The sequence below is a fragment of the Cellulomonas sp. Leaf334 genome (genome assembly GCF_001424195.1).
In the GTDB taxonomy this organism is placed as follows: domain Bacteria; phylum Actinomycetota; class Actinomycetes; order Actinomycetales; family Cellulomonadaceae; genus Cellulomonas.
Genome location: NZ_LMOO01000009.1, coordinates 85,194 through 107,308 on the forward strand (window position 1 = coordinate 85,194; position 22,115 = coordinate 107,308).

Sequence of the window (22,115 nt, forward strand, 5' to 3'; positions counted from 1 at the left end):
GTCGAACCGCTTCGACGCGATCTCCACGAGGAAGTGAAGGGACGCAGATGAACGCCACGCCTACTTTCGGCCGCCTGGGCGACCATGCGGTCGACCGCCGCCGGTTCCTGGGCCTGATCGCGACGGGCGCGGCCGTCGTCGGGATCCCCGGTCTCCTGACAGCGTGCTCGACCACGCCGACCCCGTCGGCGACGAACCCCGCGGCGGCCGCGGGCGACGTGATCCCCAAGTACATCCCGGTCACGTACATCGACCCGGACTACCCGAGCGTCAACGGCTCGGTCCCGGGGTACGAGACGATCCCGTCCGAGCTCGTGCAGTCCGTCAAGGACGCGCCGGGCACCGGCGTCGTCTACACCGCGATGACCCCGCTGTGGGGCACCATCCCGCCCACCAAGGGCAACAAGTACTACGAGGCCGTGAACGGCCTGCTCGGGTCCGACATCCAGTTCCAGATCACCGACGGCAACGTCTACGGCGACAAGCTGGCCACGGTGCTGGCCTCCGCCAAGGACGTGCCCGACTGGGTGTCCATCCCCACCTGGAACCTGCCCCCGCGCTTCGGCTCCGAGATCGTCGAGAACGTCTTCCAGGACCTCACCCCGTTCCTCGCGGGGGACAAGGTCACGCCGTACCCGAACCTGGCCAACATCTCCTCGGACGCGTGGAAGTTCTGCGTCTTCAACGGCAGGCTCTACGGCCTGCCGTTCCCGGGCGAGGTCATCACGGACGCGATCTTCTACCGTCGCGACGTCCTCGACGGCCTCGGCATCACCCCGGCCGTCACGAACGGACAGGACCTGCTCGACCTGGCCAAGGAGCTGACCGGCGGCAGCGTGTGGGGCGCCGAGGACCTGTGGAACACGGCGGCGATCATCCACGCCGTGCCGCCGAAGTGGAAGCTCGACGGCGACGCTCTGGTGCACCGCGTCGAGACCGAGGAGTACCGCGCGGCGCTCGCCTGGAACGCCGAGCTGTTCGCGAGCGGCGCCGTGCACCCCGATGCCGTGGCCGACCTGTCCGGCGAGGCCAAGGCGCGGTTCCAGTCCGGCAAGTCGCTCATCGCCAACGACGGCGTCGGCGGGTGGCACGAGGCGATGCGGGACAACCTCGCCAGCAACCCCGAGTACTGGCAGCAGCCGTTCGACCCGTTCGCGGCCGACGGTGGCACGCCCGTGCTCTGGAAGGGCAACCCGGCGAACATCTTCTCGTTCCTCAAGAAGACGGACGACGAGGCGAAGATCAAGGAGCTCCTCGCGATGGCCAACGTGCTCGCGGCGCCGTACGGCACCACCGAGTACGACACCATCAACAACGGCGTCGAGGGCGTGCACTACACGCGCGGCGACGACGGGCTCCCGGTGCCGACCGAGCTGGCTGCCACCGAGCTGCAGCCGACGTACATCTTCCTGGTCGACCCGCCGATCTCCGAGACGCACGTGCAGTACCCGGGGTACGTGAAGGCGGCGTCGGAGTGGAAGGCGAAGGCGGCCGAGTACACGACGGACCCGCTGTTCTACGCGCAGCAGATCGTCGAGCCCCAGCAGTACGCCTCGATCGGGCAGCCGTTCGTGGACCTGGAAAAGGACATCTCCCGCGGGCGCAAGAGCCTCGACGACCTCGACGCGGCCGTCGAGGAGTGGCGTTCGGCCGGTGGCGACGAGCTCCGGGCGTTCTACCAGGACATCCTGGACCAGCAGAGCTGATGTCCTTGTCCGAGCTGGTCCGGCGCCGCCCCCCTGTGACTCCCGGGGAGGCGGCGCCCCCAGCGCCCGTACCCACCCGCAAGATCGGCTGGCGCGTGCGGCTCAAGCGCGACCGGTCGCTGCTGATCATGGTCACGCCCGCGATCCTGCTGCTCGGCGTCTTCGCGTACGTCCCGATGCTGGGCAACGTCATCGCGTGGCAGAACTACTCGCCGTACACGGGGTTCCTGCACAGTCCGTACGTCGGCTGGGCCAACTTCGAGCGGGTGTTCACCAACCCGCTGTTCGTCAACGCGGTCGAGAACACGCTGATCATCACGGCGTTCCAGCTCGTGTTCTTCTTCCCCATCCCGATCCTGCTGGCGCTCCTGCTCAACAGCGTCATCACGCCCTCGGTCCGGACCACCATCCAGTCGATCGTCTACCTGCCCCACTTCTTCTCGTGGGTGCTCGTGGTGACGGTGTTCCAGCAGATCTTCGGCGGTGCGGGGCTGATCAACCAGACCCTGAGCAACCACGGGCTGGGCTCCGGGTTCGACATGATGACCAACCCGGACACGTTCCTCGTCCTGATCACCATGCAGTCGGTGTGGAAGGACGCGGGCTGGGGGATCATCATCTTCCTCGCCGCCCTGAGCACGGTGTCGCCCGAGCTGTACGAGGCGTCCGCCGTCGACGGGGCGGGCCGGTGGCGGCGCATGTGGCACATCTCGCTGCCCGCGCTGCGCCCGGTCATCATCCTGCTGCTGATCCTGCGGCTCGGCGACGCGCTGACCGTCGGGTTCGAGCAGCTGATCCTGCAGCGCAACGCCGTCGGTGCGGGTGTCTCCGAGGTCATCGACACCTACGTCTACTTCCAGGGCGTGGTCTACGGGGACTGGAGCTTCGCCGCCGCGGCGGGGCTGGTCAAGGGTGTGGTCAGCCTCGCGCTCGTCCTGGGTGCGAACAAGCTGGCGCACGTGTTCGGTGAGTCGGGGGTGTACAAGCGCGCATGAGTGGACAGACACCGGAGATCTCTGCCGAGGCGGTGGTCCTGCCGCAACCACGTCGGCGCCAGCGCCGGTCGAAGCACCGTCCCGCCTGGGAGGGTCGCCCGTCGATCGGCGGACAGGCCCTCAAGGTGATCGTGCTCGCGGCCGTCGTGCTGGCGGTCGTCTTCCCGCTGTACACCGTCATCCTCACGAGCCTGTCGACGCAGGCCGAGACGATCCGCGTCGGTGGCCTGGTGACCGTGCCGGGCGAGCTGACGATCAACGCCTACACGCAGATCCTCGGCGGCGGGATCGTCGCGCGCGCCGCGCTGGTGAGCACGTTCATCACCGTCGTCGGCACCGTGCTGTCCACCACGGTGTCGGTGATGGGCGCCTACGGGCTCTCCCGGCCGGGGTCGTTCGCGCACCGTCCGATCCTGTTCGTCTTCCTCATCACGATGTTCTTCGGCGCCGGTCTCATCCCGACGTACCTGCTGGTCAGCTCCCTGGGTCTGATCAACAGCTACTGGGCGCTGATCCTGCCCGGGGCGGTGTCGGCGTTCAACGTGCTGATCCTGCGCAACTTCTTCATGGGCATCGACGTCTCGATCCTCGACGCGGCCCGCATCGACGGCGCCGGCGACTGGCGGATCCTCGGCCGGATCGTGCTGCCCATGTCGCGCGCGGTGATCGCCGTCGTCGCCCTCTTCTACGGCGTCGGCTACTGGAACGCGTTCTTCAACGCGATCCTCTACATCAACGACAACGCGAAGTGGCCCCTCCAGCTGGTGCTGCGGTCGTACGTGCTGCAGGGCGTCACCCTGCCGGGCAGCGGTGTCGGGCAGGTCGACGTGGCGACGGGCGCGGTGACCGGTCTTCCCATCAAGATGGCGGTGATGGTCCTCGCGATCGTGCCGATCCTCCTCGTGTACCCGTTCGTGCAGCGACACTTCACCAAGGGCGTGATCTTCGGCGCGATCAAGGGGTGACCAGCGTGCAGCCGTTCGAGGCGCTGACCCGGGACCGCGGGATCCTGTACGGGGGCGACTACAACCCGGAGCAGTGGCCCCCGCACGTCTGGCGCGAGGACGTGGCCCTCATGCGCGAGGCCGGCGTCACCCTGGTGACCGTCGGCGTGTTCTCGTGGGCGACGCTCGAGCCCAGCCCGGGCGACCTGCGCTGGGACTGGCTCGACGAGGTGCTCGACCTGCTGCACGAGGGCGGGATCGCCGTCGACCTCGCGACGCCGTCCGCGTCCCCGCCGCCGTGGCTCGCCCGGCTGGACCCGACGACGTCCGCCGTGGACGCCTCGGGCGTGCGGATGAGCGTCGGCTCGCGCAACCAGTTCTGCCCGGGGTCGGAGGTGTACCGCGACCGGGTCGCGCGCTTCGTCCGGGCGCTCGTGGACCGGTACGCCGGCCATCCCGCGGTCGCGATGTGGCACGTCGGCAACGAGTTCGGCCAGGCGTGCTTCTGCGACCTGTGCGCCGACCGGTTCCGCACGTGGTTGGAGACGCGCTACGGCGACCTCGACGCCCTGAACCGCGCCTGGGGGACCGCGTTCTGGAGCCAGCGGTACGGCGACTGGCAGGAGATCGTGCCGCCGCGGGTCGCGCCGTACGTGCACAACCCGACGCAGCTGCTCGACTTCCGGCGGTTCACGTCCGACCAGCTGCGGGACGTGTACCGCCTGCAGGCGGAGATCATCCGCGCGTCGTCGTCGGCTCCCGTGACGACCAACGCGATGGGCTTCTTCCCGCTGGTCGACCAGTTCTCCTGGGCCGACGACCTCGACGTCGTCGCTGACGACCACTACGCGGACCCGGCCGACCCGTCGGCGCCCGCGCGCGCTGCCCTGACCCACGACCTGACCCGCGGGGTCGGCGGCGGCCGCCCGTGGGCGCTGCTCGAGCAGGCTGCCGGCGCCGTGAGCTGGCGGCCGCACAACCTGCCCAAGCTTGCGGGCGGGATGCTGCGGGACTCGCTGCGGGCGGTCGCGCACGGCGCGGACGCGATCTGCTACTTCCAGTGGCGGGCCTCGGCGCAGGGGTCCGAGCGGTTCCACTCGGCGATGCTCCCGCACGCCGGCCCGGACACGGACCTGCATCGCGCCGTCCGCGGGCAGGGCCAGCTGCTGGGCCGGCTGCGGGCGGTCGTCGGGACCGCGGTGGAGGCGCGCGTCGCGCTCGTCTTCGACTGGCCGTCGCTCTGGGCCGGTGAGGCGGACTCGGTGCCGAGCACGCACCTGCGCGTCCCCGACCAGCTCGCGGCCTACCACGAGCCGTTCTGGCGGGCGGGCATCGCGACCGACGTCGTCCCGCCGGGGGCCGACCTCGACGGGTACGACCTGGTGGTGGTCCCGCTGCTGCACCTGGTGTCGGACGCCGACGCCGCCAACCTGGCGCGGGTGGCCGAGCGTGGCGGGACCCTCCTGGTCGGGCCGTTCAGCGGCATCGCCGACGAGGACCAGCGCATCCGGCAGGGCCGCTTCCCCGTGCCGTGGGCCGACGTGCTCGGCGTGTCCGGCGAGGAGCACCGCCCGCTGCCCACGACCGGCGTGCCGGTGCGCTCCGAGCGCTACGGCGCGTTCACCGCGTCCCTCTGGTCGGAGCACCTGACGGCGGAGGGTGCCGAGGTCCTCGCCACCTACGCGGGTGCGGGCCTCGACGGTCGTCCGGCGGTCCTCCGGCACGGCGGTTCCTGGTACGTCTCGACCGTGCCACCCGCACCGGTGCTCGCCGCGATCGTCGCGGACTGCGTCGCCGCGGCGGGCGTGGTGCCCCCGGTCCCGACCGTGCCCGACGGTGTCGAGGTCGCGCTGCGGGGCGGCCTGCTGTTCGTGCTCAACCACGGGGAGTCGGTGGCGGAGCTGGTCTGGACGGGCCGCGACCTGCTGGCGCAGACCGACGTCGACGGGCTGCTGCGACTGCCGGCCGGCGGCGCCGCGGTGCTAGCGCGGCGGGGGAGCGGTGCTGCTGCGCGTGGTCAGGACGGGCGCGAGGAGGCGGGTCTCGGCGGGCTGGTCCCCGGTGAGCCGGCCGATCGCCATGTCGACGGCGACGCTGCCGATGGTGTGCGCGGGCAGGTCGACCGCGGTGAGGGCCTCGGTCTGCCCGAGGGCCACGTCCTCCGGGCAGACGGCGACCACCGAGATGTCCCGGGGCACGTCCTTGCCACGGGACCGCAGGGTCTCGAGGACCGCGGGCAGGGCGACCTCGTTGTGCACGATGACGGCGGTGACGCCCGGCAGGGTCGCGAGCACCTGGTCGACGGCCTCGATGGCGCCGCTGTGGGAGGACTCGCAGGTCTCGAACACGGCATCGAGGCCGAGCCGGGCGGACTCCTGCGTGAACCCGCGCACGAGGCGCGCGGCATAGGTGGTCCGTCGGCTGAGCACCGCCCGGGGGGAGCCGATGAGCGCGATCTGCCGGTGCCCGAGCCCGGCGAGGTGGGCCACCGCGGCCCGTCCGGCGGCCTCGAAGTCCAGGTCGACGCACGAGAACCCGGTGGCGTCGCGGGGCAGGCCGATGAGCACGGCGGGCTGGCGCTGCTTGCGCAGGATGGGCAGCCGGGGGTCCTCGGCCTCGACATCCATCATGATCACCGCGTCGACCATCGAGCCGGCCGCGACGCGTTCGATCCCGTCGTGGTCGTCCTGGGTGAGCAGCAGGACGTCGTGCTTGAACGACTGCGCCCGCGTGACGACGCCGGTGACGAACTGCATGATCACGCCGACGTTGACGTCGACGCGCAGCGGCGCCATGAGCGCGAGGACCTGCGTGCGCTGCGACGCGAGCGCGCGGGCGCCCGCGTGCGGCCGGTAGTCGAGCTCGCGGACGGCGCGCTCGACGCGCGCACGGGTCTCGGCGGAGATGGGTCGCTTGCCGGAGAACGTGTAGGACACGGTCGACACGGAGACTCCCGCCACGCGTGCCACGTCGTCGATCGTCGCCATCTCGTCATCCCCTCGTCGACACCCGCCGGGGCCACCCTAGCGAGTCGAACCGCCGTCGAAACGGCGGACGTCATTCCACCATCCTGGACAGCGTTCACGCTGCCCTTTAACGTAATACCAGCATCGAAACGCTTCGATGAAGGAACCGGTCCTCTGACCCACGACGCGAAGGCGCCACGATGAAGTTCACCGACGGCTACTGGCAGCACCTCCCGGGCGTCACCGTCCTGCGACCGCGCGAGATCGCGGACGTGGTGGTGGGCGAGGAGTCCCTGACCGTGTACGCCTCGACGGTGCCGCTCACGTCCCGCGGGGACACGCTCAACAAGGCCCTCGTCACGGTGTCGTTCCACAGCCCGATGGACGACGTGATCGGCGTGCGCATCGAGCACCACCGCGGCGGTGTCGACCGGGGCCCGGCCTTCGCGCTGACCAGGACCCCCGCCGACGTCAAGGTCGTCGAGGCCGAGGACGCCGCGGACGGCATCGCGACCTTCCGCGCCGGCGCCCTGACCGCCCGCATCTCGACCCGTGGCGCCTGGAACGTCGAGTTCGAGGCCGACGGGAAGGTCCTGACCTCGTCGACCGCCCGCTCGGTCGGCGTCGTGACGGACGCCCGCGGCGACGCGTACGTGCACGAGCAGCTCGGCCTGGGCGTCCGCGAGCACGTCTACGGCCTGGGCGAGCGCTTCGGTGCGTTCGTGAAGAACGGGCAGTCCGTCGACATCTGGAACGAGGACGGCGGCACCGCGAGCGAGCAGGCGTACAAGAACGTGCCGTTCTACCTGTCCGACGCGGGCTACGGCGTGTTCGTCGACCACCCGGGCCGCGTCTCGTTCGAGGTCGGCTCCGAGGCGGTCTCCCGCACGCAGTTCTCGGTCGCGGGGGAGTCCCTCGAGTACTACGTCATCCACGGCCCGACGCCCAAGGACGTGCTGCGGCGCTACACCGCGCTGACCGGCCGCCCGGCGCAGGTCCCGGCCTGGTCGTACGGGCTGTGGCTGTCGACGTCGTTCACCACGCAGTACGACGAGGCAACCGTGATGTCGTTCGTCGACGGCATGGCCGAGCGCGGGCTGCCCCTGAGCGTGTTCCACTTCGACTGCTTCTGGATGCGGGCGTACCACTGGACCGACTTCACGTGGGACCCGGCGACGTTCCCCGACCCCGAGGGCCTCCTCGCCCGCCTGCACGCCAAGGGCCTGAAGGTCTGCGTCTGGATCAACCCGTACATCGCGCAGCGCTCGGCGCTCTTCGACGAGGGCCGCGCCGCCGGCTACCTGGTGACCCGGGCGGACGGCACGGTCCGGCAGACCGACCAGTGGCAGTCCGGCATGGGGCTCGTCGACTTCACCAACCCGGACGCGGTCGCCTGGTACCAGGGCTACCTGCGGCACCTGATCGCCCAGGGTGTCGACTCCTTCAAGACCGACTTCGGCGAGCGGATCCCGACCGACGTCGTCTGGCACGACGGTTCCGACCCCGAGCGGATGCACAACCACTACACGCACCTCTACAACCGCGCCGTGTTCGACGTGCTCGAGGCCGAGCGCGGCGAGGGCGAGGCCGTGCTGTTCGCCCGGTCGGCCACCGCGGGCGGCCAGCAGTTCCCGGTGCACTGGGGCGGCGACAGCGAGTCGACGTTCGTGTCGATGGCCGAGACGCTGCGCGGCGGGCTGTCGCTGGCCTCCTCGGGCTTCGGTTTCTGGAGCCACGACATCGGCGGCTTCGAGGGCACGCCCGACGCGGCCGTGTTCAAGCGCTGGCTCGCCTTCGGTCTGCTCTCGTCGCACAGCCGCCTGCACGGCTCGGACTCCTACCGGGTGCCGTGGGCGTTCGACGAGGAGGCCGTCGACGTCGCGCGGCTGTTCACCCGCCTCAAGCTCTCGCTCATGCCCTACCTCGCACGGCTGGGGCAGGACGCCCACACGTCCGGGGTCCCCGTCATGCGCCCGATGGTGCTGGAGTTCCCCGACGACCCGGGCGCGGCGACCGTCGACACCCAGTACATGCTCGGCGAGAGCCTCCTCGTCGCCCCGGTGTTCACTGCCGAGGGTGACGTCGACGTCTACCTGCCGGACGGGACGTGGACGTCGCTGCTCACGGGTGACCAGGTGACCGGCCCGCGCTGGGTCCGCGAGAAGCACGGCTACCTCTCGCTGCCCGTCTACGTCCGCCAGGACACCGTGCTGCCCGTCGGCGCGCGCTCGGACCGGCCTGACTACGCGTGGGCCGACGGTGTCACGCTGCGACTCGTCGAGCTCGCCGACGGCCACCGTTCGGTGACCCGGGTCGGGGACGCCAGCTTCGTCGTGACCCGGGACGGGTCGGCGGTCCGGGTCGAGGCGCGGGGGACCGACGCGCCGTGGTCGGTCGCGCTGGCCGGCGGTCCCACGGCGACCGCGGACGCCGGCCAGGACGTGGTGACGCTGACGATCGGGACGTGACCCGCGAAACGCTAGGGTGACCGCACTGTGAGTGCCTCTCCCCAGCGTCAGCGCATCCTCGACAACGCCGTCCGGATCCTCGCCGAGCACGGCACGGGTGGTCTGACCGTCCGGGCCGTGGCGGCGGCGTCGGACTGCTCGACCACGGGCATCTACACGTACTTCGGCGGCAAGACCGGTCTGCTCGACGCGATGTACGCCGACGGCTTCACGCTCTTCGGTGCCTATGTGGCCGAGCCGGACTCGCTGCCGGACCCGGTGGAGCGGCTGGTGGAGTCGTGCCGGCGGTACTGGGACTGGGCCCTGGCCCACCCGACGCAGTACCAGCTGATGTTCGTCACCGCGCAGGCACGGTTCGAGCCGAGCGCCGCGTCGATCCTGATCGCGGAGGCGACGTTCGCGGACCTCGTCGCCCGCGTGCGCCTGGTCCGCACCGACCTAGCCGACGAGGACGTCGACGATGCCGCCCACCAGCTGTGGGCCCTCCTGCACGGCTACGTGATGTTGCAGCTCTTCACGTCGAGCACCGGTGCGGACGCGGCGGTGGGCCGCTTCGAGCGCGGGGTGCTCGCCCTGCTGCGCACCGGGCCCTCCCCGGTCTGACCTCAGCCGGCGGGTGCCTCGTAGGCGTGGAACCCGGTGAGCTCCGCGGCCTCGATCACGTGACCGGCGCCCGCGTCGATCACGGCCTGTCCCTTCGACCCCTCGGGGATGTCGAGCGTGGTGTCGAGCGCGTACACCGTGAACCACAGCTCCCACCGCTCGCCCTCCTTCGAGCACGGGCCCAGCATCTTGTCCCAGCCGATGCCGTTCGTGGCGATCGTCCCGACGTCGGGGTTCTCCGCGCTCGCGGGCAGGTTCGTGACGTCGGTGGGGATGTCCGCGAGCGTCCAGCGGTTGAGCGGTCCGCCGCCCTCCGCGGTGAAGGTGACGACGACGCTCTCGGTGCCCTCCGGGAGGCCGTCCCAGTGCAGCTCGGGGCGGACGTTCTCGCCCGCGCAGCCGTAGCCGCTCAGCTCGATGCTGCGCGGGAAGTCACCGCCGGCCGTGAAGTCGGTGCTGGCGAGCACCAGGTCGCCGTCGGGCTCGGACGGCTCCCACCCGGGCCACACCCGAGGTGGGCCGGCGGGGGCGGAGGGTTCCGTCGGGACGGCTGCGGGCTGGCTGCAGGCGGCGAGGGCGAGCGCCGACGCGGTGCACAGCAGGACGGGTCGAGAGGTGCGCACGATGGTCTCCGGGGGATCGAGGACAGGACGTAACAATGTTACGGACAGTAGCGACCGGGCTTTTGCGGCGGACCGGAACCGTGTATCGTATCGATTCGATCTTCTCTGGACGTGACAGTTGGTCCCCGCATGGGTGCGCTCCCACGGTCCGTCGAACCTCCGCCCGACAGAAGGAACCTCTCCATGACGACCTCGCGCCCCTCCGGACGCCAGTTCCCCTCCGACTTCCTCTGGGGCTCGGCCACGGCGTCGTACCAGATCGAGGGTGCGTTCGACGAGGACGGCCGCGGCCCGTCCATCTGGGACACGTTCTCCCGCACGCCCGGCAAGGTGCTCGACGGCGACACGGGCGACGTCGCCGCCGACCACTACCACCGCGTGCCGCAGGACGTCGCGATCATGAAGGACCTCGGCCTGCAGGCCTACCGGTTCTCGATCGCCTGGCCCCGCGTCCAGCCGACCGGCTCCGGCGAGTTCAACCAGGCCGGCCTCGACTTCTACGTCGACCTCGCCGACCGTCTCATCGCTGCCGGCATCAAGCCCGTCGCGACGCTCTACCACTGGGACCTCCCGCAGCCGCTCGAGGACGAGGGCGGCTGGGCCAACCGGCAGACCGCCGTGCAGTTCGGCGAGTACGCGCGCAAGCTCGCCGAGGTCCTGGGCGACCGCATCCACGTCTGGACCACGCTGAACGAGCCGTGGTGCTCCGCGTTCCTCGGCTACGCGTCGGGCGTGCACGCCCCCGGCGTCACCGACGACGCGACCGCGCTCGCCGCGGTCCACCACCTCAACCTGGCGCACGGCCTCGCCGGCCGGGCGATCAAGGACGTGCTGGGCGAGGACACGCCGATCTCGGTGACCCTCAACCTGCACGTCACGCGCGCCGCGTCCGACGCACCGCAGGACATCGAGGCCAAGCGCCGCATCGACACCATCGCCAACGAGGTGTTCCTCGGCCCGATGCTGGACGGCGAGTACCCGAAGGCCGTGTTCGCGGACACGGAGCACATCACCGACTGGTCCTTCGTGCTCGAGGGTGACCTCGACGTCATCAAGGTGCCCCTCGCGCTGCTCGGGGTGAACTACTACTCCACCGGCCGCGTGCAGCACGGCACGCCCGCCGGCGGCGACGGCACCCCCGGCCCCGACGGCCACCGGTCCTCCGTGAACAGCCCCTGGGTCGGCGCGACCACCGTCGAGTGGCTCGCGCAGCCCGGCCCGCACACCGCGATGGGCTGGAACATCGAGCCGCAGGGCCTCGTGGACCTGCTCCTCGAGATCCGCGACCGCTACCCGAGCCTGCCCATGGCCATCACCGAGAACGGCGCCGCCTTCTACGACGAGGTCAGCGCCGACGGCCGCGTGCACGACGCCGCCCGCGTCGCGTACCTGCACGACCACATCGACGCCGTCGGTGAGGCCATCGAGCGCGGCGCCGACGTGCGCGGCTACTTCGTCTGGTCGCTCATGGACAACTTCGAGTGGTCCTACGGCTACGACCGCCGCTTCGGCGTGGTCCGCGTCGACTACGACACCCTCGAGCGCACGGTGAAGGACTCGGGCCTCTGGTACCGCGAGCTCCTGCGCACGAAGACGATCCCGACCCCGGAGTCGGCAGCCCTCTGACCCACCCCCCGCCGACGGCCGAGCCCCCCACCAGGGTGCTCGGCCGTCGGCGTCCCCCCACCCGCAACGTCCGCACTCGGTGGGGCTCAACGCCGTACGAGTGCGGACGTCCCAGCTCCCCGCCACTGACGTCCGCACTCCGGTGGGCTCCCCGCTGCACGGGTGCGGACGTCCCGGTGCGGTGGGGGAGGATGGGGCGGTGGGACGACGATCGACCAAGCGGCCGTACGGGGCTGAGCACGTCGAGCTCGACGTCGAGCGGGCGACCGGCGGCAGGCGCTCGGAGTCGGGTGCCGACGGGGAGTGGACGGTCCAGCAGGTCCGCGGCTCCGACCGCGAGTACCGCTGTCCCGGGTGCGACCAGCTCGTCAACGCCGGCACCGCCCACGTCGTCGCATGGCGGACCGACGGCCTGTTCGGCGAGGCGCTCGACGACCGCCGCCACTGGCACACGTCCTGCTGGCAGGCCCGCGCCCGTCGCGGACCGACGCGCCGATGACCGACGCACCGGCCCGCGCGCTGTCGGCACCCAGACTCGTCGCCACGGACCTCGACGGCACCCTGCTGCGCCCCGACGGCACCGTCTCCCCGCGCACCGCGGCGGCCCTCCTGCGGGCAGCCGACGCCGGGGTCGAGGTCGTGTTCGTGACCGCCCGACCGCCGCGCTGGCTGCAGGACCTTGCCTCGCACGTGGCCGGCCACGGCGTCGCCATCTGCCTCAACGGTGCCGCGGTGCTCGACGTGGGCACAGGGCGCGTGCTCGCGGAGCGAGGGATGTCCTCCGCGCTGGTGGGACGCATCGCCGACCGCATCCGCACGGCCTGGGGCGGTCCGGACGAGGTGCACCTCGCCACGGAGAGCGCCGGCGGGTTCGCCCACGAGACCCGCTTCCGCTCCCTGCACCCCGTGCCATCGGGCAGCCCGTCGGCCGACCGCATCGAGGACGTCCTCGGCACCTCCACCTGCAAGCTGCTGGTCCGCACCGCTCGGACACCCGGGCAGGGCTACGCCGACGCGCTGGCCGCCGTCGTGGGGGACCTGGCGATCGTCGCCGACTCGGGCGCGCACGGCCTCGGAGAGATCTCCGGTCCGGGGATCACGAAGGCGACGACGCTCGCCGACTGGGCGGCGTCCCGGGGCATCGACCCGGCGGACGTCTGGGCGGTCGGCGACGCCCCGAACGACCTCTCGATGCTCGGCTGGGCGGGCACGTCGTTCGCCGTGGCCAACGCGCACCCGGACGTCGCCGCCGCTGCGACCCGGCGGTGCGCGTCGAACGCCGACGACGGGGTCGCCGACGTGCTGGACCTCGCGGGTGCGCTGGCCGAGGACGTCCTAGGCTCGTCCCGATGACCACGCCCGCCACGCACACACCCGACCCCAGCCCCATCCGGTCGCTCACCGTCCTGCCGGCGGTGCGCCAGGACGTCGAGCTGCACACCGCGGACGGCGTCACCCTCGTCGGCGAACTCGCCCGGCCCGCGGACGGACCCCCCGCCGCGACCCTCGTGACGCTGCACCCGTTGCCGACGCACGGCGGCTACATGGACTCCCACGTCTACCGGAAGGCGGCGTGGCGGCTGCCGGCGCTCGCGGACCTGGCCGTGCTCCGGTTCAACACGCGCGGCACGGCGAGCCCGCGGGGGACCAGCGGCGGAGCCTTCGACGGCGGGGTCGCCGAGCGGTTCGACGTGCACGCCGCGATCGAGTTCGCCGAGTTCCACGACCTGCCGAACCGCTGGCTGGTCGGCTGGTCGTTCGGCACGGAGCTCGTGCTCATGCACGGCCGGGACCCGTCGATCGAGGGCGCCATCCTGCTCTCGCCGCCGCTGCACCGAGCCGCGGACGCCGACCTCGACGCGTGGGCCGCCTTCGGCAAGCCGCTCGTCGTGCTGGTCCCGGAGCTCGACGACTACCTGCGCCCGGACGAGGCGCGTCGACGGTTCGCCCGGGTCCCGCAGGCCGAGGTGATCGGCGTCGACGGCGCGAAGCACCTGTGGGTCGGGGAGTCCGCCGTCCGGCGGGTCCTGGACGAGATCGTCGCCCACGTGCTGCCGGACCACCCGGTCCCGCTGCCCGGCACGTGGGCCGGACCGAGCACGACAGCGGAGGACGACGCATGAGCCTGCACACGTACCGGTCCGAGGGCGACGGTCTGCCGCTCGTCCTGCTGCACGGCTTCCCGCTCGACCACCGGATGTGGGACGACGTCGCTCGAGAGCTGCCCGCCGGTCGGGCCGTGCACGCCGTCGACCTGCCCGGCACGCCCGGGAACGCGACGGGCCTGCCGGAACCCGCGCTCGAGGTGTCGGCCGACCTGGTCGCGGAGGTGCTGCGCGCCGCAGGCGTCGAGCACGCGGTGGTCGCAGGGCTGTCGATGGGCGGCTACGTCGCGCTGGCCCTCCTCGAGCGGCACCCGGAGCTCGTGGCCGGGCTCGCGCTCGTGGACACCAAGTCGACCGCGGACGCCCCCGAGGCGCGCGCCAACCGGTTGCGCATCGCGGACGAGGCCGAGTCGGCGGGCTCGGTCGACCCGGTGCGGCCGATGGCGGCCTCGCTGCTGGGCGAGACGACGAGGGTGGCCCGGCCGGAGCTCGCCGACGAGGTCGCGGCCTGGATCGACCAGCAGGAACCTGCAGGGATCGCCTGGTCGCAGCGGGCGATGGCCGCGCGTCCCGACCGGTCGGACGTGCTCCGGACCTTCCGCGGTCCCGTCGCGGTCGTCGTCGGCGACGAGGACACCGTCACGCCGGTCGAGGCGGCGGAGCACCTCGTCGCGACGGCTGCCGGCGCTCGTCTCGTCGTCGTTCCGCAGTCGGGCCACCTCTCGGCCGTCGAGCAGCCCGGCGCGGTCGCGGCCGCGCTCGCCGACCTCGCCGCGGCGTCCGACCCGACCTGACGTCCGGCTCGGCGAGGCAGGCCCAGCGGCCGACGAGTCGACGCGGCGAAGGTCTCCGGTGTCGAGCAGCCGTCAGCGCGCGAGCACCCGCGCGAGCGCCTCCGACATGTCGAGCGACTCGCCGTCCTTGCCGCCGGCCCCGATGACGAGCGGGGGAGCGGACGGCGCCGGGGTCACGCCACGGAACCGGGCTGCGAGGCTCGACGGCGTCGTCAGGACGTAGAACTTCCCGTCCGTGTCGATCGCGACCGTCTCGTCGCGCCGCAGGTACCACCCGACCAGCGGCGTCCTGTAGCGGGCTCGACCGTCGTAGCTGGTCGCGGTGAGGGGCTGAGGGCTCGGCCCGACCTTCAGCGCCCGGCGCAGGAACGCGTCGATCTGCTCCTGCGCCTGGGCGGACTCGGCGCGCTGCCGGTTCGCCAGCAGCTCGCCGTGCGCCTCCGCGGCAGCCCGCCGTTCCTCGCGCCAGCGCGCAGCCTTCTCGTCGCTCACGCCTACCTCGGCCTCTGTGCGGGGCGCCCGTCAGCGGGCCGACGCGGCCGCGTCGTCCTTGGCGGGCTTCTCGCCCTGGACATCGGCAGCCGGCGGAGCGTCCTTGACGTCGTCCGTCGCGACGTCCTGCGCTGCGTCGTCCGTGGAGGGCTCGTCGACCGGCGCCTCCGCGACGACCGGGATGGCCGCCGACACGGGCGCCGGACGCGCCTTCGTCGGCCGCGTCGCCGGACGGGCGGGCTTGCCGGCGGGCGCGACAGGAACCTGCTCGGCCTCGGTCTTCGACGACGACGCGGGCTTCTGCTCCTGCTCGGCCGACGCGTCGGCCGGCTTCTGCTCCGCCGGCGTGGGTGCCTTCTGCTCGGCTGCTCGCGTCGGTGACTTCTGCTCGGGCACGGAGGCCACCCCGGGGGCCGACTTCTGCTCCTCCTGGAACGCGGCCTCCGCGCGGCTTGCCCGCTCGAGCGTGGCCCGGTCCGGGTTGTGCCCGAGAAGGTTGCGCAGCTCGTCGAGGTAGGACGTGATCGACTCGCGCTGGCGGTTGAGGTCCTCGACCTGGCGGGTCGCGGTCGTGCGCTCGCGCTCCGACTCGATCATCGAGTCGGAGATCTGCTTCTCTGCGTGCTCACGGGCCTCGGCGACGACGCGGTCGGCGTTCCTGCGCGCGTTGGAGAGGAGTTCCTTGGCGTGCTGCTCGGCGTCCGTCCGCACCTTGTCGGCCTGCGCGAGGGCCTTCGCCACGCGCTGCTCCGCCTCGGCCGCGTGCGCCTCGGCGTCGCGCACGAGGCGCTCCGTCTCCGCCCGCGCGGTCTCGTGCCGGTCGGCGTCCTCGCGCTCGGCGGCCTCACGGCGCGACGCGATGCTCAGCTCGGCGTCGGCCAGCTGCTGCTCCGCGTCCCGGATCAGCTCGTCAGCGTGGGCCTTCGTCGACGAGGTCACCACGGCCGCCGACCGGCGGGCCTCCGTGATCGCCCGCTCGACCTCGAGCCGCGCACGCTCGCGCAGCTCGGCGGTCTCCCGCTCGGCCGCCGCACGCAGCTCGGAGGTCTCGCGCTCGGTGACCTCCTGCAGCTCGGCCGCCTCGCGCGTCGTGACGTCACGCAGGTGCGACGTCTCCTGCGCGGCGCGCTCGCGCAGCTCCGTGGTCTCGCGCTCGGCCTGCGTGCGCAGGTCGGCGGCGTACCGCTCGGCGTCGCCGCGCAGGGCGAGGACGGTCTGCTCGGCGTCGGCGCGCTGGGTGCCGAGCTCGTCGGACGTCGTCGCGCGCAGCTCGCCGGTCTCCCGGTCGGCCTGGGCGCGGACGAACGCCGCGTACTGCTCGGCCTCGACCCGCAGCGCGGCGACCTCGGACGCGACCCGCTGCTGCAGCGCGGCGGCGTCCCGCTCCGCGGCGGCGCGCAGGCCGTCCGCGTACTCCTGGGTGGCCACCCGCAGCGAGGTGACGTCGTCGGCCGCCTGCTGGCGGGCGGCGGCCACCTCGGCCGCGACGTCGCTGCGCTGCTGGGCGACGTACCGGTCGACCTCGCCCCGCGCGGCGGCCAGCTCGCCCTCGACCCGCTGGCGCAGCTCGGTGGTGTCCGCGTCGGCGCTCTGGCGCAGGTCCTGCGCGTACCGCTCGGCCTCCTCGCGCTGCGCGGTCGTCTCGGTCTCGGAGCGAGACCGGAGCTCGCTCGCGGTGCGCTCCGTCGCGATGCGCAGCTGCGTGGCCTCGTGCTCGACGCTCGCGCGCAGCGTGCCCAGCTCGCGCTCGAGCGAGCTGCGGCGCTCGCTCTCCTCGGTCGTGATCGCGCTCTGGATCCGAGCGGCCTCACGCTCGGCCGAGCCGACGAGCTCCTCCGCCCGGCGCTGCGCGGCCAGGAGCGTGCTCTCGGCCTCCGCCGCAGCGGTCGTCTTGACCTCGTCGGCCTCCCGGCGTGCGGTGGCGACGACCTCGGCGACCTCGTTCTCCGCGCGGGCCCGCAGCTGCCCCGAGGCGAGCTTGGCGCGCGCCAGGGCGTCGGCCGCCTGCGCGTTCGCCTGGGACACGACGTCCGAAGACTGCTCCTCCGCGGAGCGCAGGAGCTGCTCGATGCGCGAGCCCAGACCGGAGTACGTGGGCCGTTCGGCCTCCCGCAGCTGGCGGTGCGCCTCGGACAGCTCGCCTGCCACCTGCATGGCCCGTCCGTCGAGCGACTCCACCTGGGCGCGGGCGTCGGCGAGAGCCTTCTCCAGCCCGGTGATACGAGCGTCGACAGCTTCGCGTTCGTAGCCGCGGAAGTTGACGACGGGGAAGGGGGTCCGGGCGTCGGGCACGAGCAGTCCTCCTGGGCACTGTGGCTCCGTGGAGCTGCCTCGGACGAGGCGCTCGTCGACTTCCGGAGCCCGCCGGTCAGGATACGCGTGTTCAGGGTGCCGCGGATGGACGCACGCCCAGGTATGCACGCTCGGGCGGATCCGTCCACTCGTTCCCGGTTCGGTCGTCGGGAGTGCCTCTGCCTATCCTGGGTGCCCCCGCCCTTGGAGGATCCTGCGTGCTCAAGCGACTGACCACCGCCGCCGTCGGCGTCGTCGGACTGGTCGTCATCGGTCTCGGCATCGCGTCCGCGACGGTCTGGCGAGCCGACGACGTGCTCGTCGCGACGACGTCCGACGGTCCGCACACCCTCGTCACCGACCCGGGTGTCCTGGAGCTCGGCGGCGACCCGGTGACCGTCAAGGTGAGCGTGCCCGACGGCGGCACGGTCGTCCTCGCCGTCGGCCGGGACACGGACGTGGCGGGCTGGGTGGGCAGCGACGCGCACGGGCAGGTCACGGGCCTGTCCGGCTGGCACACGCTGGCGGTCGACGACGTCGCCGCTCCGCCACCCACTCCTGCACCCACGGACCCCGCAGCGACGGAGCCGGCACCGGCGGACGCAGCCGCGCCCACCCCGACCGAGGGCACCACGGACGCAGCGCCGACCGCGGCCGACCCGACCGGGTCGGACCTCTGGGTCGCCGAGGTGACCGGCACCGGGTCGGCCGAGCTGGTCTGGCCGGCTCAGGAGGGTCGCTGGAGCCTGCTCGCCGTCAGCACCGGCGAGTCCGCTCCCACCCTCGCGCTGGCGTGGCCGCGCGTGGTGACGACGCCCTGGCTGTGGCCGTGCGTCGCGGTCGGGACCCTCCTCGTGCTCGTCTCCGCCTGGCTCCTGCTGCGTGGCGCCCGTCGTCGACGCGCGGGGCTCGACGAGCCGCGCTGGCACGCGGTGAGCACGGGCTCGACCCCCGCGGTGGTGGTCAGCGACGACATCGACGCCATCCCCGTGCTCACGCGGCGGCAGATGCGCGAGGCCGCGCAGTCGCACGCCGCGCGGCCGCGGTCCGGACCGGTCCCGCAGGTCGCCGAACCCGCAGCCGCGCCCGGACCTGCCCCCGCCGAGCCGTCGCGCGCCCCGGTACCGACCGGTGCGTCCGCGGCAGGTGCGGGGACCAGCCGTCGCGCGCTGCGCCCACCCACGGGCTCGATCCCCGTGACGCAGCCGGGCACCGCACCCGAGAGCGGGCGCCCCGCCCCGGGTTGGGCTCCGACCCCGTCGACGACCGGCCGCGCACCCGGAACCCCGCCACCGGCACCCGGCCGGCCGAGCGGCGCGCCCGCGGGACCGGGTAGCACCCCCGTCGGCCCGAGCGGGTCGCCCGCGGCACCGAGCAGTGCTCCTGGGTGGTCGGGTGGTGCGCCCGGCGGGTCGAGCAGCGCCCCGGGTCGCCCGAGCGGGTCGCCCGCGGGTCCGAGCAGGGCTCCCGGGTGGTCGGGCGGCGCTCCGCCTGCGCCCGGCGGCAGCGCCCCGACAGGTCCCGGCCGACCGGCGGACGAGGCATCGACTGCGCCGCACGGCCGACCGTCGTGGGTGCGGGGCACGGCCGGACCGCCGCCGACCTCGGCGCCCGGAGCGGGCCCGGCGCCCGTCACCGGAGCGGACCGCACCGGTCCCGCCGGCTGGTCGGCGGTCCCGCCGCCTCCCGGTGCGCGCGTGCGTCCCGGCTCGCCGTCCGGGCCCGACTCGTCGGTGCACGCAGGCCGGCCCACGTGGGTTCGCCCCGCAGCAGCGGAGACGCCGTCGACGGACGACCCGGCGACCGCCGGCTCCCGGGCCGACGCCTGGCGGCGCGCCTGGGGGCTGCCCCCGACGGAAGGGACCGCGGACGGCCCGCAGAGCGAGACGGACACGAGAGGGGAGCAGCGATGACGCGCACGCCACGGGCCCGCCGGCTCCTCGTCGCCGCGGGATGCGCGCTGGTGCTCGGGCTCAGCGCCTGCGCCACGCCGCTGCCGCAGGCCCAGCCGGAGCCCGTCCCGGCCGTCGCGCCGGCCGCGACGACGATGGACCAGTCCCAGGACGTCCTCACCGACGTCGGCGAGGTCCTCGCTGCCGCGGACGCGACGCTGGACCCCGCACTCCTGCCGCCGCGGGTGGAAGGTCCCGCGCTCGCGGTGCGGACGGCGGAGTACACCCGCGCGACCGCGACGGCGGGTGCCAAGCCGCCGACCGCGCTCCCGACGGACGAGCAGGTGCTGATCGTGCCGCAGACCGACGTCTGGCCGCGCACCCAGCTGGTCGTCACGAAGCAGCCTGACGACCTGCAGGCTCCGCGCATCCTCGTCATGCAGCAGACCGCGCCGCGCGAGCAGTACCGGTTGTGGGGCTGGGGACGGATGGGTGCGGGCGTGCAGATGCCGGCGACCGCAGCGCCGCAGACCGGCAGCGAGGTGCTGGCGCCCGACGAGCCAGGACTCCTGGTGACGCCCACCGAGGCGTTGCACCAGTACGCGGACGTGCTGGCGAACGGCACGGCGTCGCCGTACGCGGCGACGTTCCAGCCGGACACCTTCCGTACGAGCGTCGAGGCTGCTCGGGCGGCGACCGTCGCCGGCGTCCAGGCGGCCGGCTCGGCGACCGAGACCTACACGCCCGAGCCCGCCCCGGTGGTGTCGCTCAAGACTGTCGACGGCGGCGCGATCGTGGTCGGCCAGCTGACGACGGTGTCCACGGTGACCCTGACGGTGGCGGGCGGGACGATCCCGATCGCCGACCCGTTCTACGCCGCGCTGACCGGCAAGCAGAGCGCCGCCAGCAACTTCGTCCGCACGTTCACCGACGTCCTCGTCATGTACGTGCCCCCTGCCGGCAGCACCGCACTCGTGCAGCTGCTCGCAGCGGAGCACGCCGTCACGTCGGCGACCGCCGAGTGACCCGCACGCCGTCCTGCCGACCCTAGACACAGGCCCCGAAGGAAGAACGCCGCATGTCGCAGCCCACCGGACCCCGTCCCCGCCTCGACGTGCGGGGAGCGGTCGACCTGTCGACCCTGAACCGTCCCGCGACGCCGCCTCCGGGCAGCCCGGGCGGCCTTCCGTCGCCGGGCGCGTACGTGGTGGACGTCGACCAGACGACGTTCCCCGACCTGGTGCAGAGCTCGACCCAGCACCCGGTGGTGGTCGTGCTGTGGTCGCCCCGGAGCGAGGCGAGCGCGACCGTCGCGGCCGACCTGGCGTCGCTCGCCGACGAGGACGCCGGCCGGTGGCTGCTGGCGCGCATCGACGCCGAGGCTAACCCTCAGATCGCCCAGGCGTTCCAGGCCCAGAGCGTGCCGACGGTCGTCGCGGTCCTCGCGGGCCAGCCGTTGCCGCTGTTCCAGGGCGCCTACCCGAGGGACCAGGTCCGCGCGGTCCTCGATCAGGTGCTCGCCGCAGCCGAGGCGAACGGCATCACCGGGCGGGCCGCGCCGAACGACTCCGAGGCTCCGACCGAGCCGGAACCGGAGCCCGAGCTCCCGCCGCTGCACCAGGCGGCCTACGACGCGATCGAGCGCGACGACCTGGCCGCGGCGACGGCCGCGTACGAGCAGGCGCTCAAGGAGAACCCCCGCGACTCGCTCGCGCGCGCCGGCCTGGCGCAGGTGGGACTGCTCGACCGGACGCGCGACCTCGACCTGCAGGCGGCCCGTGCCGCTGCGGCGGCGGACCCGACGGACGTCGACGCACAGCTCGCGGTCGCGGACCTGGACATCCTCGGCGGCAAGGTGGAGGACGCGTTCGGTCGCCTCGTCGACGTCCTGCGGACGACGTTCGGGCCGGAACGTGAGCGGGTTCGGGTCCGCCTGGTCGACCTGTTCGAGGTCATCGGGGGCGAGGACCCCCGCGTCATCGCGGCCCGCCGCGCGATGGCGAGCGCGCTGTACTGAGCGACTGCACGTCTGCGCAGGTCGGGGCCCTGATCGGCACGTGACCCGCGTCACCGGGCACGGATTTGCCCTTCGGGCCGAGGCCTGCGTAATCTTCTCGATGTCGCCCGGCAGGGAGGAACGGACACCGCGGATCGCACCGCAGTGGCTGGTCCCCCGGAGCGACATCCTCGGACTCTTCGACCGGCGGCCAGATCGTCGGTCACCTGGAGTGTCCGGACGCGGAACCACGGTTCCTCCCCAGCTGAATCTCCTCTGACCAGGAGATTTGACGGGGAAGGGCCGCTCCGCTAAGTTAGAACGGTTGCCTCCGGACAGGTTGAAAGGCCTGGAAGGATGCGCGTCTGTTCCTTGAGAACTCAACAGTGTGCCAAATAGTCGATGCCATATGGCTCGTCATCTGATGGTGTCTTGCCTCGTTCGAGGTGGGGTGTTGGAGGGTGGTCGGGTCTTGGTTGAGATAGGTGTCGTTTCTTCCACCTCCGTGGGGGGACGGGACCAAAATTCAGCCGAATCTGAACGGTCCTTATCGGGACCATTTCGTGTGTCGGTTGCTCTGCTGCTTCGGTGGTGGGGTGCCATGTAGACATTT

At 72.8% G+C, this 22,115-nt stretch carries 17 protein-coding genes and 1 pseudogene; 14 read left to right on the forward strand and 4 right to left on the reverse strand.

The window, feature by feature from the left end:
* The first annotated feature begins 47 nt into the window (after positions 1 to 47).
* The 4 genes and pseudogenes from ASF78_RS20910 to ASF78_RS20925 form a co-directional block, all read left to right on the forward strand.
* Positions 48 to 1,706 carry an extracellular solute-binding protein gene (locus ASF78_RS20910; RefSeq protein ID WP_056594317.1) on the forward strand — a complete coding sequence of 553 codons (1,659 nt, stop codon included), beginning with the start codon at positions 48 to 50 and terminating at the stop codon, positions 1,704 to 1,706.
* Positions 1,706 to 2,701 carry a sugar ABC transporter permease gene (locus ASF78_RS20915; protein WP_056594321.1) on the forward strand — a complete coding sequence of 332 codons (996 nt, stop codon included), beginning with the start codon at positions 1,706 to 1,708 and terminating at the stop codon, positions 2,699 to 2,701. The genes ASF78_RS20910 and ASF78_RS20915 overlap by 1 nt, the downstream gene beginning before the upstream one ends.
* Positions 2,698 to 3,666 carry a carbohydrate ABC transporter permease gene (locus tag ASF78_RS20920; RefSeq protein WP_056594327.1) on the forward strand — a complete coding sequence of 323 codons (969 nt, stop codon included), beginning with the start codon at positions 2,698 to 2,700 and terminating at the stop codon, positions 3,664 to 3,666. Before ASF78_RS20915 ends, ASF78_RS20920 begins: the two co-directional genes overlap by 4 nt.
* A gap of 110 nt (positions 3,667 to 3,776) precedes the next feature.
* Positions 3,777 to 5,390, forward strand: a pseudogene (locus tag ASF78_RS20925) (beta-galactosidase); the annotation flags it as partial.
* 237 nt (positions 5,391 to 5,627) lie between these two features.
* Here ASF78_RS20925 and ASF78_RS22185 read toward each other — a convergent pair.
* Entirely contained in the window at positions 5,628 to 6,632 is a 1,005-nt protein-coding gene (locus ASF78_RS22185; RefSeq protein ID WP_082495284.1) for a LacI family DNA-binding transcriptional regulator, read from the reverse strand.
* 179 nt (positions 6,633 to 6,811) lie between these two features.
* Here ASF78_RS22185 and yicI point away from each other — a divergent pair, with 179 nt between their 5' ends.
* Complete coding sequence (gene yicI, locus ASF78_RS20930; RefSeq protein WP_056594330.1) at positions 6,812 to 9,079, forward strand: alpha-xylosidase; 2,268 nt, start codon at positions 6,812 to 6,814, stop codon at positions 9,077 to 9,079.
* 27 nt (positions 9,080 to 9,106) lie between these two features.
* On the forward strand, positions 9,107 to 9,682 hold the full coding sequence (locus tag ASF78_RS20935) for a TetR/AcrR family transcriptional regulator (RefSeq protein WP_056594332.1): 576 nt from the start codon (positions 9,107 to 9,109) through the stop codon (positions 9,680 to 9,682).
* A gap of 2 nt (positions 9,683 to 9,684) precedes the next feature.
* Here ASF78_RS20935 and ASF78_RS22640 read toward each other — a convergent pair whose 3' ends face one another.
* Entirely contained in the window at positions 9,685 to 10,305 is a 621-nt protein-coding gene (locus tag ASF78_RS22640; protein WP_056594335.1) for a YbhB/YbcL family Raf kinase inhibitor-like protein, read from the reverse strand.
* A gap of 183 nt (positions 10,306 to 10,488) precedes the next feature.
* Here ASF78_RS22640 and ASF78_RS20945 point away from each other — a divergent pair, with 183 nt between their 5' ends.
* The 5 genes from ASF78_RS20945 (at position 10,489) to ASF78_RS20965 (ending at position 14,830) form a co-directional block, all read left to right on the forward strand.
* The gene (locus tag ASF78_RS20945) at positions 10,489 to 11,931 is read left to right on the forward strand and encodes a GH1 family beta-glucosidase (RefSeq protein WP_056594336.1); all 1,443 of its coding nucleotides are present in this window, start codon (positions 10,489 to 10,491) and stop codon (positions 11,929 to 11,931) included.
* 199 nt (positions 11,932 to 12,130) lie between these two features.
* A complete protein-coding gene (locus tag ASF78_RS20950) occupies positions 12,131 to 12,430 on the forward strand; it encodes a hypothetical protein (protein ID WP_056594339.1) in 300 nt (99 codons plus the stop codon).
* Positions 12,427 to 13,284 carry an HAD family hydrolase gene (locus tag ASF78_RS20955; protein WP_056594342.1) on the forward strand — a complete coding sequence of 286 codons (858 nt, stop codon included), beginning with the start codon at positions 12,427 to 12,429 and terminating at the stop codon, positions 13,282 to 13,284. Before ASF78_RS20950 ends, ASF78_RS20955 begins: the two co-directional genes overlap by 4 nt.
* Entirely contained in the window at positions 13,281 to 14,054 is a 774-nt protein-coding gene (locus ASF78_RS20960) for an alpha/beta hydrolase (protein WP_056594345.1), read from the forward strand. Before ASF78_RS20955 ends, ASF78_RS20960 begins: the two co-directional genes overlap by 4 nt.
* Positions 14,051 to 14,830, forward strand: coding sequence for an alpha/beta fold hydrolase (locus tag ASF78_RS20965; RefSeq protein ID WP_056594350.1), 780 nt, complete (start codon positions 14,051 to 14,053; stop codon positions 14,828 to 14,830). Before ASF78_RS20960 ends, ASF78_RS20965 begins: the two co-directional genes overlap by 4 nt.
* Positions 14,831 to 14,902: 72 nt before the next feature.
* Here the strand turns inward: ASF78_RS20965 and ASF78_RS20970 are convergent, their stop codons facing one another.
* Together ASF78_RS20970 and ASF78_RS20975 are read right to left on the reverse strand one after the other, a co-directional pair.
* Entirely contained in the window at positions 14,903 to 15,322 is a 420-nt protein-coding gene (locus ASF78_RS20970; protein WP_056594353.1) for a hypothetical protein, read from the reverse strand.
* Between the two features lie 30 nt (positions 15,323 to 15,352).
* On the reverse strand, positions 15,353 to 17,614 hold the full coding sequence (locus ASF78_RS20975) for a hypothetical protein (protein WP_056594356.1): 2,262 nt from the start codon (positions 17,612 to 17,614) through the stop codon (positions 15,353 to 15,355).
* Positions 17,615 to 17,832: 218 nt separating this feature from the next.
* Between ASF78_RS20975 and ASF78_RS20980 the strand changes: the two genes are divergently transcribed.
* Genes ASF78_RS20980 through ASF78_RS20990 form a run of 3 tightly spaced genes read left to right on the forward strand, consistent with a single transcriptional unit; the run spans position 17,833 to position 21,523 of the window.
* Positions 17,833 to 19,527, forward strand: a complete 1,695-nt coding sequence (locus ASF78_RS20980; protein WP_056594359.1) for a hypothetical protein — start codon at positions 17,833 to 17,835, stop codon at positions 19,525 to 19,527.
* Entirely contained in the window at positions 19,524 to 20,531 is a 1,008-nt protein-coding gene (locus tag ASF78_RS20985) for a hypothetical protein (RefSeq protein ID WP_056594362.1), read from the forward strand. The genes ASF78_RS20980 and ASF78_RS20985 overlap by 4 nt, the downstream gene beginning before the upstream one ends.
* Positions 20,532 to 20,584: 53 nt before the next feature.
* Positions 20,585 to 21,523, forward strand: coding sequence for a tetratricopeptide repeat protein (locus tag ASF78_RS20990; RefSeq protein WP_056594365.1), 939 nt, complete (start codon positions 20,585 to 20,587; stop codon positions 21,521 to 21,523).
* Positions 21,524 to 22,115: the final 592 nt, after the last annotated feature.